Raw genomic sequence first — 13,417 nt, forward strand, 5'->3', positions numbered from 1 at the left:
GCTGATATTACAAATCGGTAATGCCGGGTGCTTATGCTTGCCGTTAAGCTGCAAAAGCGCGATATTGTCGCACCAGCGGGGAATCCTGATCCTTGGGGTAAAGATCCCTTCGATCGCCATCCGCAGCGCCTCTTTCGACCGACCCTGGTCCAACCTCGAGTCCCTCCGGGAGACGTGAATGGCCTTTTGGAAGCAGTTTGTACTTTCGCTCATCGTCATTATAGCCGGCTTTGCCGCATGGGTTTTCTTTGCGCCGGGCGCCGGCGATATGATGCGCGATGCAGGCATTCCAGAGAGCCTCGTTTCCAAGATTGTGCCGAAGGCTGAAATGACGGCCGATTCCGACGCTCCGGCCGGGGCGCAAGGTCAGCGGCGTGGCGAGGGCCAGGGGCAGAACCGCCGCAGTGGCGGCGGGCGCAACAGCGCGATTCTTGTCGCGATCGAGGCCGTCGTCCAGGGCGTCGTCAACGATCGGCTGAATGCCATCGGCACAGGTGACGCGATCCGTTCCGTCGTCGTGACGCCGCAGGCATCCGGGACCATTCGCGAGATTCTCATCAAGTCGGGCGACAGGGTCAAGGCCGGCCAGGTGCTCGCCAAGCTCGACAGCGAGGAGCAGGTGATCGCCCGCGGCCAGGCGGATGTGGCGGTCAGGGCCGCCGTCGAAAAATCCAATCTCTATCATAACATCAAGTCCAGCGTGTCGCGCATGGACGTGTTCGATTCCGAGATCGCCGAGCAGGGCGCCCGGCTGCAGCTGCAGGCGGCCGAGCTCAACCTCGCGCGGCGCGATATCGTGGCGCCGATCGACGGCATCGTCGGCATCGTGCCGGTCAATATTGGCGACAACGTCACGACGACGACGCCGATCGTCACTCTCGACGATCGTTCGGAGATACTTGTCGATTTCTGGGTGCCGGAGCGCTTTGCCAATACGGTCGCGGTCGGCCAGCCGGTCGAGGCGATGTCGGTCGCAAAGCCGGGGCAGATGTTCGCGGGCGTGATCGAGGCCGTCGACAACCGCATCGATGCCGCGAGCCGCACGCTGCGCCTGCGCGCCCGGATCGACAACTCGTCGGACGAGTTGCGCGCCGGCATGTCCTTCAGCGTCAGCATGAAATTCCCTGGCGACAAATATCCGGCGGTCGATCCGCAGTCCGTGCAGTGGGATTCGCAAGGGTCTTTCGTCTGGCAGGTGACCGACGACAAGTCGCATAAGGTGCGGGTGAGCATCGTGCAGCGCAATCCGGACTCCATTCTCGTCAAGGCCGACCTCAAGGACGGCGACAAGATCGTGACACAGGGCCTGCAGCGGGTGCGTGAGGGTGGGGCGGTGCGTGTTTCCGCCGATGTCGCCGCGAATGCGGAGGTCGCGACCCAATGAGCGTGACCGAGATTCATCACGGCGGATCGCCAGGAAAGCAGGGCTTCACCGCGCTGTTTGTTCGCCGGCCGATCCTGGCGCTGGTGTTCAACACGCTGATGGTCGTTGCCGGCCTTGCGGCCTATGTCGGCGTCGAAGTGCGCGAGCTGCCGGATGTCGACCGGCCGGTCGTCACTGTGCGCACCACTTTCGACGGCGCCTCGCCGCAGACGATCGACCAGGAATTGACCAAGGTGATCGAGGGCGCGGTCGCCCGCGTCAGCGGCCTGAAATCGATCTCGTCCACCTCGTCCTTCGGCCAGAGCCGGGTGACGCTCGAATTCTCCGATGCGATCGATCTCGCGGTCGCCGCCAACGACGTGCGCGATGCGATCGGCCGCATCACCCAAAACCTGCCCGACGAGGCGGACGCGCCGCAGATCGTCAAGGCGGATTCGGATTCTTCGGCGATCATGCGCCTCGCCGTCACCTCCACCAAGCTCAACATGGACGACCTGACGCAGCTCGTCGAGAACGAGGTGATCGATCGGCTGGCCTCCGTCGACGGCGTGGCCGATGTCGAGGAATACGGCGACCAGGAGAAGGTTTTTCGCGTCGACGTCGACCAGGGCGCACTGGCGAGCCGCGGACTGACGATCGGCGACCTGACGAAGGCGCTCGACAATGCCGCACTCGACGTGCCGGCCGGCTCGCTGAAGAGCAGGACGCAGGATATCGTCGTACGCGCCACCGCCAACCTGCAGACGCCGGCCGATTTTGCCAATGTCATGCTGCAGGACCGTGTCCGCCTCGGCGACGTCGCGACAGTGACGCTCGGACCGCGCGACGGCGATACTGCACTGCGTTCCAACGGCAAGCCGGGCATCGGCCTCGGCATCATCCGCCAGGCGCAGTCGAACACGCTGAACATCTCGACCGGCATCAAGGCCGCCGTTGAACAATTGTCGAAGACGCTGCCCGAGGGAACGACGATCGCCATCACCAGCGACGACGCCGTCTTCATCCAGGGCGCGATCCATGAGGTGGTGCTGGCGCTGCTGCTCGCCGCCGTCATCGTCACCGCCGTCATCTACCTCTTCCTGCGCGACTGGCGGGCGACGGTGATTCCGGCGGTCAGCATGCCGGTGGCGCTGATCGGCACGCTGGCGGCGATCTACATGGTCGGCTTCTCGATCAACATCCTGACGCTGCTCGCCATCGTGCTGGCGACCGGCCTTGTCGTCGACGACGCGATCGTGGTGCTCGAAAACATCGTTCGCCGGCGCGCCGAGGGCATGGGACCGCGGGCGGCGGCCGTGCTCGGCACGCGCGAGGTGTTCTTCGCCGTTATCGCCACGACCGCGACGCTGGCGGCCGTATTCATTCCGCTCTCCTTCCTGCCGGGGCAGGTCGGCGGCCTGTTCCGCGAATTCGGCTTCGTACTCGCCTTCTCGGTCGGGCTGTCGTCGATCGTGGCGCTGACGCTCTGCCCGATGCTTGCCTCACGCATGCTGACCAAACCGATGATCGAAGATCACGGCGCGCTTGGCCGCGTCGGCGGCGCCTTCGCCAGCCTCTACAAATGGGCGCTGCACGGCTGCCTCAACGCGCCTTTCGTCGTTATTTTCTTCTCGGTGATGTTTGCTGCCGCGGCATTGATCGCTTTCTCGACCGTCAAGAGCGAGCTGACGCCGGAAGAGGACCGCTCGATGGTGATGATGCGGCTGACGACGCCGCAGGGATCGAGCCTCGAATATACCCGCGACAAGATGCAGCTCCTTGAGGAATATCTGCAGCCGCTGGTCGACAGCCGCGACATTCGCAACGTCTTCTCGATTTCCGGCCAGGGCGGCTCGCTCAACAGCGGCTTCATGGTGCTGACCCTTGCCCCCTGGGGAGAGCGCCAACGGACGCAGGCCGAGATCGTCGCCGACATCAACCAGGCTGCCGCGAAGGTGCCGGCGCTGCGCGGCAACGCCATCTCCTCCAACAGCCTGCGCATCCGCGGCGCCGGCAGCGGCGTGCAGATGGCGCTGATCGGCAATGATCACGAGGCACTGACGGCGGCGGCCGCAAAGCTGGTGCAGGCCCTGGAGGCGACGGGTCAGTATGATACGCCGCGTCTGACCAACGAACCCAGCCAGGCGCAAGTGTCGGTGGCGATCGACCGCGAGCGCGCCTCGGATCTCGGCATCGACATCACCGGACTTTCGACGGCGATCCAATCGTTGCTTGAAGGGCGCTCGGTGGTTGACGTCTTCGTCGACGGCGAATCCTATCCCGTGCTCCTGACCTCCACGACAAGGCCGATCGACGATCCAACCGACCTCGAAAACGTCTTCCTGAAGACCGGCGACGGCAAGATCGTGCCGATGTCGGTCATCGCCACGATGAAGGAAGGTTCGGTCGCGCCACAGCTCAATCGCGAACAGCAGCTCGCCTCCGTCGCGATCACCGCCGGTTTGAAGAACGACATGTCGCTCGGCACCGCAGTCAGCCAGGTGACCGAACTCGCCGCACCGTTGCTGCCGCCGGGCGCGCGTCTGCTGCCGCTTGCCGAAGCGGCAACGCTGGAGGAGAACTCGAGCGGCATGGCGCTGACTTTCGGCTTCGCCATCGTCATTATCTTTTTGGTGCTGGCCGCACAGTTCGAAAGCGTGCTGTCCTCGTTGATCATCATGTCGACGGTGCCGCTCGGCCTTGCCTGCGCCGTCTTCGCGCTCATCATCACCGGCTCCAGTCTCAATATCTACAGCCAGATCGGCCTCGTGCTGCTGGTCGGCGTCATGGCCAAGAACGGCATCCTGATCGTCGAATTCGCCAATCAGTTGCGCGATCGGGGTGAGGATGTGCGGTCGTCGATCGAGAAAGCCTGCGCGCTGCGCCTTCGCCCTGTGATGATGACGATGATCGCCACCATCCTCGGTGGCGTGCCGCTGGTCTTTGCCCATGGCGCAGGTGCGGAAGCGCGCGTGGCACTCGGCTGGGTAATCGTCGGCGGTCTCGGTTTCGCGACGCTGGTGACGCTGTTCATCACGCCGGTCGCCTATCTGCTGCTTGCCCGCTTCGCCAAGCCGCACGCCCATGAGGAAGCGCGCCTGCACGAGGAAATGGCAGTCGCCGCGCGTGAGCGCGCAGCACAAGACGACGAGCAGCTGCAGGCTGCCGAATAAGCGCTTACATCCTGACTGAACACCCCCGCCGGATCCCCATTCGGCGGGGTTCCTTATGGTATATCAAGTCTTGCGGAATAAGATAAATTTCGTCTGAAGTTTAGCCGTTTATTAAGCATAAGCGGCAATGATCGTGATCAGGAACCGACTGGTCTTCTCCGTTTCTCGAAGGCCGCAATGCGTTGAATTCAGCGCCCCCGGACATGAGTGTCTGCGCGGATGGTTCAGTCCTGGTTCAGTTGCGTTCTGTTGCGTTTTTGGAGTTTAGTTCCCGTGAGTATTTATCAGCGCGTCTCCGTTGATGCGGCGCTCCATGTGCTGCGCGATATCAATCGCAATATGACGGTCACGCAAAATCACATCACGACTGGGATGCGTGTCGCCAAAGCGGCCGACAACGCCGTCTACTGGTCAATCGCTACCACCGCACGCACCGACAACAAGGCGGTTTCGGCGATCCAGGATGCACTCGGCATGGCCGCGGCGACGATGGGGACGGCTTATACCGGCGTCCAGAACGTCATCGACGTTGTCTCGGAGATCAAGGCGAAGCTGGTCGCGGCCACCGAGGACGGGGTCGACAAGTCCAAGATCGACGAAGAAATCAAGCAACTGCAGGAGCAGCTGCGCAGCGTTTCAGAATCGGCAACCTTCAACAGCGATAACTGGGTGATCCTCAACAACGACGCGACCCCGACGCAGCCGCGCCAAATCCCGGCCTCCTTTATCCGCAACGCCGACGGGACGATTTCGGTCGGCATGCTCAGCTATCATATCGACAACACGCCGGTCGGGGCCACGTCCTCCAAGGATGCGCGCTATCTGATCGACGACCGGGCCACCGGTTCGGGCGAATACGGCGTGCTGACCTCGGCCTATTTCGCAACCGAGCTCGGCACCTCGCAGGACTATGTGCTGATGACCAGCAAGAACGGCACCACCACGGGTCAGGTGGTGATCTCCCTGTCGTCGAGCACGACGAAAGGCCAGGTCAGCGAAATGATCAGCGTTGTCGATGCAGCGCTGACGCAGCTGACCACGGTCGGGTCCGCCTTCGGCGCGTTGGAAAAACGCATCGAGCTGCAGAATGACTTCGCCACCAAACTGCACGACAACATCACCGCCGGCATCGGCCGGCTCGTCGATGCCGACATGGAGGAGGAGTCGAGCCGGCTCAGGGCGCTGCAGACGCAGCAGCAGCTCGGTCTGCAATCCCTGAACATCGCCAACGCGACCTACGACACCGTCCGGCAGCTGTTCCAGAATTTCTAAAGGCTATCGCGCCCCACCCGCCCTCGTGGTTCGAGACGGCGCTGCAGGCCTCCTCACCATGAGGGCTAGTTGTTGTGCTCTGCCGCGAGGTATCGGCGGCGGGGCAGTGCGTTCTCCGATGGGCATGCGGCAACCTCTCTCCGGCCTTATCCTGAGGTGCCCCGCAGGGGCCTCGAAGGACGGGGCCGGCCACCGGTACTCGGACGTATCGGCACCCGCCCTCATGGTTCGAGACGACCTTGCGGCCCTCCTCACATGAGGGCTGGTTGTTGTGCACTGCTGCGAGCTATCGGCGGCCGGGCACTGCGTTTTCCGTTGGGCAAGCGGCAACCTCTCTCCGGCCTCATCCTGGGGTGCCCCGCAGGGGCCTCGAAGGACGGGGCCGGCCACCGGCATTCGGAGGTAGCGGCATGAGGGCTGATCTCTGCTGCCCGTCAGCTTGATCGAATTGCTAAAACTGGTGATATCAGCGCATTGCTGCAACATGGCTGCTGTTTCGGCGCCTGAAATTCCCCTATCAAGGGAACATCTTCATTTTCTTGCCGTAATCCTTGCCATTTGCTCGCATCAGCTTCGAACGGAGACCATCCTGTCCATGATCAAGAAATTCATACTTCTGGCTGTCGCAGCAAGCTATCTCAGCGGCTGCACGACGACCGACCCCTATACGGGTGAGCAGAAGGTTTCCAACACGGCCGGCGGCGCGGCGCTCGGCGCGCTTGGCGGCGCTCTCGTCGGCGTCGCCGTCGGCGGCGGCGGACACGGCAAGCGCAATGCGGCGCTGATCGGCGCCGGCATCGGCGCTCTCGCCGGTGGCGCGATCGGCAACTACATGGACCAGCAGGAAGCCGAGCTTCGCGCCCAGCTCGAAGGCACCGGCATTTCGGTGACCCGCAACGGCGACAACATCATTCTCAATATGCCGTCGAACATCACCTTCGACGTCGACCAGGATGCGGTGAAGCCGGGCTTCTATCCGACGCTGAATTCGGTGGCGATCGTGCTGCGCAAGTTCAACCGGACGCTGATCGACGTCAACGGCCATACGGATTCGACCGGCAGCCTGCAGCACAATCAGGACCTGTCGCAGCGCCGCGCGCTTTCGGTTGCCGATTATCTCGGCGGCCAGGGCATCGACCAGCGCCGCGTCTCCGCCGTCGGCTTCGGCCCGTCGCAGCCGGTCGCCTCCAATGCGTCCGAAGCCGGCCGCGCCCAGAACCGTCGCGTCGAAATCCAGATCGCGCCGATCACCCAGGGCTGAGCCCCGTCTCGCAGCGTTTGCGGAAAGGCCGGGTCATGCCCGGCCTTTTTCGTCAGTGCTGCATCGTCGCACCCTTGGTGATCTTGTCGACGATCTTCTTTTCGGCGCGTAGCGCGATGCCGACGACCTTGGCATCGTCGGGCGCATATTCGGCGAAGACGGCGCGGTTGGCCGCGTCGTGGCCGGTGGCGAACATCTCTTCGATGAAGAGTGAGGCAGTGACATCCCGTTCCAGCGCGCGGCGGTGGATCGCCTGCATCACCGCCTCGTCAGCGGACAGCACGATGATCGGCTGGATCGACAGCGGATTGTAGATGTTGCCGGCACGGTCCTTGTAGGGTTCACCGAGGATCTCGGGATGCCCGCCGGCGATGCCGGTCATCAGGAAGGCGGTGACGTTCAGCTTCTGCCAGGCGGCAAGATTGTTTCGCAGGACGACGGCGATTTTGGTATCAAACATCAGACGGTCTTTCACCTATATCAGGGTTATGGAGTCTCGGGCGACTTGAACCAGGATCTACATCCGCAGGTCTTCGAAGGTCTTGAACGTTTGTGCACGGGGCCATCCGGCAATGGCATCCTGACGGCGCCGGCCTTTCCCGGCATCGAGCGCATCGGTGCGCAATTCTCCGGCAACGCCTTCGAGCCGCACCGGCACGACACCTACGCGCTCGGCGTCACGCTGAAGGGCGTGCAGACCTTTACCTATCGCGGCGAGCGGCGCTTCAGCCTGTCAGGACAAGTGATCGTGCTGCACCCTGACGAGGAACACGATGGCGGGGCGGGAACGGAGGACGGGCTGCAATACCGCATGCTTTATCTGGAGCCGGCGCTACTGCTCGAATGCCTGGAGGCGGAAGGCCTTGGCCTGCCGTTCGTCGATGAGCCGGTCATCGGCGATCCGGCGCTGGCCGGCGTGCTGCTGGCCGCGCTCGGCGAACTCGACCGCGAACTGGACGAGCTCTTCGTCGATGATTTTGTGTCGCGGGTGACGGGCGGCTTGTCACGACACGCGCGGTTGCCGCGCCGCCCGCTCGGGGCGATCGCCTGGCGGCAGACACGGGCGGCGCGCGATTATCTCGAAGCGCATGCCACGCGGCCGGTTCATTCCGGCGAACTGGAAGCGGTCACCGGGCTCGATCGTTTTGCGCTGTCGCGGCATTTCCGGGCAGCTTTCGCCACGAGCCCGCATCGCTACCTCCTGATGCGGCGGCTGCAGCAGGCCCGCGCCATGATCGGCGCCGGTGAGGGCATTTCGGACACGGCGGCGGCGACGGGCTTTGCCGACCAAAGCCACCTCAACCGCCACTTCAAGAAGGCCTACGGCATGACGCCCGGGCAATGGTCAGCACTCGTTCATGGCAACAGAACGTCGCAGGCCTTGAGAAAACAAGTGTCGCTTTAGTCGGGATTTTTGCGGCAAGGCTTATAGGCTGCCCGTGTCTTCCCGAACCTTCAAAATACGGTCGATAAGACCCCATTCGAGCGCTTCCTCCGCCGTCATGAAGCGGTCGCGATCCATCCCGTGCTCGAAATCTTCGTAGGAACGTCCGCAATGCTCCGCGTAGAGCCGCGTCATGCGTTGCTTGGTCTTTAAAATTTCCTCGGCGTGAATCAGCATGTCGGAAGCCTGCCCTTGAAAGCCGCCGGAGGGCTGGTGAATGAGGATACTGGCATTGGGCAATGCGGCTCTTCCGCCGGGTTCGCCTGCCATCAGCAGGAACGATCCCATTGAACGGGCCGTGCCCATGCAAAGTGTATGAACCGGCGCACGGATGAAGCGCATGGTGTCGTACATGGCCAGGCCGCTGGTGACGACGCCGCCCGGCGAATTGATATAAAGGTTGATGGGCTTGTTGGGGTTTTCCGCTTCGAGAAACAGCAGTTGCGCGCAGACGAGCGCCGAAACGGTATCGTTCACCTCGCCATTGAGGAAGATAATCCGCTCGCGCAGAAGCCGGGAATAAATATCAAAGGATCGCTCCCCGCGGCTGGACTGCTCTATGACCATAGGGACGAGTTGCATCGCTTCGCGCATCGGCGACCTCCAGACTTTGAGAATTTTAGGGGGAGGCTCGCCGTATCAGGCGGCGAGCATGAGGGGCGGGCTGTTGCTGTTCGCCGACGCTTTTGTCATTCCAAGGAATCTGACGTTCGTCAGTTCGTGGACGATCCGAAGGCAAGTGCCGCCAGTAGCATTCGGGGTGACCGTAAACGTCACGGTGCTTTCAAGGAAAGGCGGGGTATCGTCACGCAGCTTGTAGCGAACTTCCTGGCCGGGAGTGACGGTGATCGCATCGGGATCAGCCAATGCCTCCTTCGGCAACCACCTTTCCCGAAGTTCGGGAATGGTGACGGCACGCCAGACTTTTTGCGGCGGATCACCCAAGTCAAACTCCAACTCGACGCCGCTATCCTGTTCCTTGGTCTTCCCATCGTTCATTGATCCATATCCTTCAGCAAGACTTTGAGTGCTGCGATACGCTCCGGCCAATAGGCGCGGTATTTTGCGAGCCACTGGGCGATGAGAGTCAACCCAGCGGGATCGACTTCGTAATTCACGAAACGCCCCTGTCGTTCTTCCCTCACGAGCTTTGCACTGCGCAGAACTGCGAGGTGTTGCGACATCGCCGGCTGGCTAATGCCCATACCCTCGCGCAAGGCGCTGGCGTTCATGCTCCCTGCCGCCAGCTTCTCAAAGATCGCACGGCGGGTCGGGTCTGCCAAAGCTCGGAAAAAGTCATGCTCGATCATGTGAACACATAAGCACGGACTTATGCGATTCGCAAGCTATTTCGAGACAGCTTCCTGTTGCTGCGGAAATCCGAAGTTCAACGACTGACCTCTCAGCATCGAAAAATGAAAGGAATTCCTTGTCGCAAAACCGCTGTTCAAGCGACGGGGTTTGCAATCGCCTGACGTCCGCATCGGGTCAGAGAAGACGAGGCTTCAAGTCCGGATTTTTGGGTCGATCATCAGGCGGGATTTTCGGCAAGGCCGGAGCGGCGGGCGATGAAGCGGGCGAGTGCCGGGCCGATCAGCAGAATGACGAGGAATCGTCCGGTCTGCATCGCCATCACGAAGGGCACGTCCACATCGCTGGAGGCCGCGATGATGGCGACGGAATCGGCACCGCCGGGGCTGGTGGCGAGATAGGCCGTCAGCGGATCGATGCCGGCGAAGACATGGAGCGCAGCGGCCATGCAGCCGCAGAGCGCCATCAGCAGCAGGATGCAGGCCGATACCCTCGGCAGGGCGCGCGCCACATGCGAAAGGATCGAGCGGGTGAAGCGCAAGCCGATGCTCCAGCCGACGAGCGCATAGGCGAGGGCGAGCAGCCACATCGGCAGTTCGATCTTGATCAAGCCCATGCCCTGCAGGAGAGCCCCGAGAAAGAGCGGCACGATGATCGTGCCGCCCTGGATGCGCAGGCGCCGGACGCCATAGGCGGAGATGGCGGCGAAGGCGATCGTCGCGGCAAAGGCCGACCAATCGACCGCGGGAAAGAGGACGAGCTGCGGCGGCTCGGCGCCGTCAGCGGCCACCCAAAGGCGCGAGATCACCGAGGCGCCGACGGCGACGAAGACGACACGCAGATATTGCATGAAGGCGACGAGCCGGGCATCGGCGCCATAGGCTTCCGACATGATCACCATGGCCGAGGCGCCGCCCGGCGAGGAGCCCCAGACGGCGGTCGTTCCGGGCAGCACCTGCCAGCGCGTCAACAGCCAGCCGAGGCCGGTGGCAATGGCAATGACCGAGAAGATGAACAGCAGGAAGAGCGGCGCATCCTTCGCCATGGTGCCGAGAATGTCGGGGGTGATGGTGCGGGCCATCATCAGGCCGACGAGGACCTGGCCGAGTTGCAGCGGCCAGACCGGCACGCGAAGCTTTCCCTTGCCGACGGTCAGCGCCAGCACGATGGCGGCGACCATCGGTCCGATCAGCAGCGAGGCGGGCAGATCGAAGAGTTCGAGGAAGACGGTGAAGGCGGTCGAGAGCGCCAGCAACAGCGCCCATTTCGGCAGGCCGACATCGCGCAGCAGGCGGCTGAATGGCATGTGTCCCGTATCTTTCCTGGCCGGCGCCAAGCCCTGAGGCTGAAGGTGGGAGGAAGCTCCGGCGTGACGAAGAGAGGCCGGCAGCAACGGCCGGCTGGCGCAGGTCCGGTATAGATGCGGGCTTCGGACGCGGTCAATTGCGAAATCTGGCTCTCGGTCCCTTGAGATGCGAATTTGATTCAAGTGATCGGCTTAAGTCGCTGTTTTTATGGAGCCGCCTTGTCCTATGCCTCAGAGGCGCACATGGGCGGCGAGGAAATCGAGGAGGGCGCGGACCCTGGCCGGCAGTGGGCCGCCCTGGCCGATATAAAGGGCGTAGAACTCCTCGATATCGCCGGGGTTTGCCTCTTCGAGCACCGGTACCAGGCGACCTGTCTCGATATCGGCGCGCACAGTGAAGGAGGCCAGCCGGGCAAGGCCGGCGCCGGATAGAGCGAGATGGCGCATGGCTTCGCCGTCTGCGACCTGAATGCCTGGTGTGATCGGGATCGTCACCGTCTCGCCGCTCTCGCGCATCGGCCAGCCCTCGATGGCGCGGGCATAAGAAAAGCCTATGCGGCAATGGCGACGGAGATCGGCGACCGTGCGCGGCTCGCCGTGACGGCCGAGGTAATCAGGCGAGGCAACGATAGTCTTGCGGGTGGCGCCGAGCTTGCGGGCGATCAGGCTGGAACTCTTCAAGGGCCCGGCGCGGATCGCGACATCGGCGCGCTCTTCCATCAGATCGACGACCCTGTCGGTATGGGCAATATCCAGGGTCACGGCGGGATGAAGCGTCATGAAGGCCGGCACGAGCGGCGCCAGCACATGATTGCCGAAGGAGCCGCTGGTGTTGATGCGGATGCGGCCCGCCGCTTCCTCGCCGGATGAGGCCTGGCGTTCGGCCTCGGCGATATCGGCAAGGATGGCAATGCTGCGCTCGTAGAAGGCACAGCCCTCCGGCGTCAGTTGCAGTCTGCGGGTGGAGCGGTTGACGAGGCGGATGCCGAGGCGTGCCTCCAACCGGGCGACGAGCTTGCTGACGGCGGACGGCGTCATGCGCCGCGCCGTGGCGGCCGAGGAAAAGCCACCGCGCTCGACGACGCTGACGAAGACTTCCATCTCGCCGGAGCGGTTGATGTCCTGACGGCTCATGATGAATTCAAATCACAAATGCTTTGCTGAAAGGCAATCTATTTCACCTTGAGCGCCGGGTCTATCTCAGGAGAAACACAGGAGACAGAGCCATGGAATATAGAAATCTCGGTGCATCCGGCCTCAGGGTGCCGGTCTTGAGCTTCGGCGCCGGCACTTTCGGCGGCAAGGGGCCGCTGTTTGGCGCATGGGGCAATACCGATGCCGAGGAGGCGCGACGGCTCGTCGACATCTGTCTCGAAGCCGGAGTCAATCTTTTCGACACGGCGGATGTCTATTCGGCCGGCGCTTCCGAGGAGGTGCTCGGCCAGGCGATCCGCGGCCGGCGCGATGCCGTGCTGATATCGACCAAGACGGCGTTGCCGATGGGCGAGGGACCGCAGGACTGGGGAACGTCGCGGGCGCGGCTGATCCGCGCGACCGAGCAGGCGCTGCGGCGGCTTGGGACCGACTATATCGACCTTCTGCAGCTTCACGCCTTCGATGCCTCTACGCCGATCGAGGAGGTGCTGGCGACGCTCGACGGGCTCATTGCCTCCGGCAAGATCCGCTATATCGGCGTTTCCAATTTTGCCGGCTGGGAACTGATGAAATCGCTGGCGGTCGCCGAGCGCCACGGCCATCCGCGTTATGTCGCCCATCAGGTCTATTATTCGCTGGCGGGGCGCGATTACGAATGGGAGCTGATGCCCCTCGGCGCCGACCAGGGCGTTGGCGCTCTCGTCTGGAGCCCGCTCGCCTGGGGACGGCTGACCGGCAAGATCCGCCGCGGTGAGCCGCTGCCCGCGGCAAGCCGTCTGCACGAGACGGCGCAATATGGTCCGCCTGTCGACGACGAGAAGCTCTACGATATTGTCGAGGTGCTGGACGCCATCGCAACGGAAATCGGCAAGACGGTGCCGCAGATTGCCATCAATTGGCTACTCGGCCGGCCGACGGTATCGAGCGTCTTCATCGGCGCCCGCAACGAAGAGCAGCTCAGGCAGAACCTCGGTGCCGTCGGCTGGAGCCTGTCGAAGGAGCAGATCGAAAGGCTCGACGCCGTCAGCGCCGCGACGGCGCCCTATCCCTATTTCCCTTATCGACGGCAAGAGGGCTTCGCCCGGCTCAATCCGCCGATCGTCTGAGGTGCCGCGCAGAGCGGAGCGTCCTA

12 protein-coding genes are annotated in these 13,417 nt (G+C 63.1%); 6 read left to right on the top strand and 6 right to left on the bottom strand.

Going from position 1 to position 13,417, the window contains the following annotated elements; translation table 11 throughout:
* The first annotated feature begins 178 nt into the window (after positions 1-178).
* The 4 genes from EFD56_RS23280 to EFD56_RS23295 all read left to right on the top strand — a co-directional run bounded on the left by EFD56_RS23280 (position 179) and on the right by EFD56_RS23295 (position 7,069).
* The gene (locus tag EFD56_RS23280; protein WP_004673340.1) at positions 179-1,384 is read left to right on the top strand and encodes an efflux RND transporter periplasmic adaptor subunit; all 1,206 of its coding nucleotides are present in this window, start codon (positions 179-181) and stop codon (positions 1,382-1,384) included.
* Positions 1,381-4,536, top strand: coding sequence for an efflux RND transporter permease subunit (locus tag EFD56_RS23285; RefSeq protein ID WP_126906394.1), 3,156 nt, complete (start codon positions 1,381-1,383; stop codon positions 4,534-4,536). The genes EFD56_RS23280 and EFD56_RS23285 overlap by 4 nt, the downstream gene beginning before the upstream one ends.
* A gap of 273 nt (positions 4,537-4,809) precedes the next feature.
* Positions 4,810-5,808 (top strand): flagellin N-terminal helical domain-containing protein, encoded by a 999-nt coding sequence (locus EFD56_RS23290; RefSeq protein WP_037140247.1) that lies wholly within the window; start codon positions 4,810-4,812, stop codon positions 5,806-5,808.
* Between the two features lie 595 nt (positions 5,809-6,403).
* Positions 6,404-7,069, top strand: a complete 666-nt coding sequence (locus EFD56_RS23295; protein ID WP_126906395.1) for a YiaD family glycine zipper/OmpA-like lipoprotein — start codon at positions 6,404-6,406, stop codon at positions 7,067-7,069.
* Positions 7,070-7,121: 52 nt separating this feature from the next.
* Here the strand turns inward: EFD56_RS23295 and EFD56_RS23300 are convergent, their stop codons facing one another.
* Complete coding sequence (locus tag EFD56_RS23300; protein WP_064818616.1) at positions 7,122-7,529, bottom strand: DUF2000 family protein; 408 nt, start codon at positions 7,527-7,529, stop codon at positions 7,122-7,124.
* A 45-nt stretch (positions 7,530-7,574) separates the two neighbouring features.
* Here EFD56_RS23300 and EFD56_RS23305 point away from each other — a divergent pair, with 45 nt between their 5' ends.
* A complete protein-coding gene (locus EFD56_RS23305) occupies positions 7,575-8,474 on the top strand; it encodes an AraC family transcriptional regulator (protein ID WP_126906396.1) in 900 nt (299 codons plus the stop codon).
* Positions 8,475-8,495: 21 nt separating this feature from the next.
* On the opposite strand, the gene EFD56_RS23310 is transcribed toward EFD56_RS23305, so the two are convergent.
* From EFD56_RS23310 to EFD56_RS23330, 5 genes are all read right to left on the bottom strand, one after another.
* Positions 8,496-9,107: an ATP-dependent Clp protease proteolytic subunit gene (locus EFD56_RS23310; protein ID WP_004673331.1), complete on the bottom strand. Its 612-nt coding sequence runs from the start codon at positions 9,105-9,107 to the stop codon at positions 8,496-8,498.
* A gap of 45 nt (positions 9,108-9,152) precedes the next feature.
* Positions 9,153-9,512 (bottom strand): SRPBCC family protein, encoded by a 360-nt coding sequence (locus EFD56_RS23315; protein ID WP_126906397.1) that lies wholly within the window; start codon positions 9,510-9,512, stop codon positions 9,153-9,155.
* Positions 9,509-9,823 (bottom strand): ArsR/SmtB family transcription factor, encoded by a 315-nt coding sequence (locus EFD56_RS23320; RefSeq protein ID WP_064818612.1) that lies wholly within the window; start codon positions 9,821-9,823, stop codon positions 9,509-9,511. The genes EFD56_RS23315 and EFD56_RS23320 overlap by 4 nt, the downstream gene beginning before the upstream one ends.
* Before the next feature lie 221 nt (positions 9,824-10,044).
* Positions 10,045-11,130, bottom strand: a complete 1,086-nt coding sequence (locus tag EFD56_RS23325; protein WP_126906398.1) for an AbrB family transcriptional regulator — start codon at positions 11,128-11,130, stop codon at positions 10,045-10,047.
* A 231-nt stretch (positions 11,131-11,361) separates the two neighbouring features.
* The gene (locus EFD56_RS23330; RefSeq protein ID WP_126906399.1) at positions 11,362-12,264 is read right to left on the bottom strand and encodes a LysR family transcriptional regulator; all 903 of its coding nucleotides are present in this window, start codon (positions 12,262-12,264) and stop codon (positions 11,362-11,364) included.
* 92 nt (positions 12,265-12,356) lie between these two features.
* On the opposite strand from EFD56_RS23330, the gene EFD56_RS23335 reads away from it, so the two are divergent.
* Positions 12,357-13,391: an aldo/keto reductase gene (locus tag EFD56_RS23335; RefSeq protein WP_126906400.1), complete on the top strand. Its 1,035-nt coding sequence runs from the start codon at positions 12,357-12,359 to the stop codon at positions 13,389-13,391.
* The last annotated feature ends 26 nt before the right edge of the window (positions 13,392-13,417 follow it).

The sequence above is a fragment of the Rhizobium phaseoli genome (assembly GCF_003985125.1).
Lineage (GTDB): Bacteria > Pseudomonadota > Alphaproteobacteria > Rhizobiales > Rhizobiaceae > Rhizobium > Rhizobium phaseoli.

What these genes read in the sequence shown, in the direction of transcription:
- EFD56_RS23280 (WP_004673340.1), top strand. Translation starts at nt 179, where the DNA reads ATGGCCTTTTGGAAGCAGTTTGTACTTTCGCTCATCGTCATTATAGCC.
- EFD56_RS23285 (WP_126906394.1), top strand. Translation starts at nt 1,381, where the DNA reads ATGAGCGTGACCGAGATTCATCACGGCGGATCGCCAGGAAAGCAGGGC.
- EFD56_RS23295 (WP_126906395.1), top strand. Translation starts at nt 6,404, where the DNA reads ATGATCAAGAAATTCATACTTCTGGCTGTCGCAGCAAGCTATCTCAGC.
- EFD56_RS23300 (WP_064818616.1), bottom strand. Translation starts at nt 7,529, where the DNA reads ATGTTTGATACCAAAATCGCCGTCGTCCTGCGAAACAATCTTGCCGCC.
- EFD56_RS23310 (WP_004673331.1), bottom strand. Translation starts at nt 9,107, where the DNA reads ATGCGCGAAGCGATGCAACTCGTCCCTATGGTCATAGAGCAGTCCAGC.
- EFD56_RS23315 (WP_126906397.1), bottom strand. Translation starts at nt 9,512, where the DNA reads ATGAACGATGGGAAGACCAAGGAACAGGATAGCGGCGTCGAGTTGGAG.
- EFD56_RS23320 (WP_064818612.1), bottom strand. Translation starts at nt 9,823, where the DNA reads ATGATCGAGCATGACTTTTTCCGAGCTTTGGCAGACCCGACCCGCCGT.
- EFD56_RS23325 (WP_126906398.1), bottom strand. Translation starts at nt 11,130, where the DNA reads ATGCCATTCAGCCGCCTGCTGCGCGATGTCGGCCTGCCGAAATGGGCG.
- EFD56_RS23330 (WP_126906399.1), bottom strand. Translation starts at nt 12,264, where the DNA reads ATGAGCCGTCAGGACATCAACCGCTCCGGCGAGATGGAAGTCTTCGTC.
- EFD56_RS23335 (WP_126906400.1), top strand. Translation starts at nt 12,357, where the DNA reads ATGGAATATAGAAATCTCGGTGCATCCGGCCTCAGGGTGCCGGTCTTG.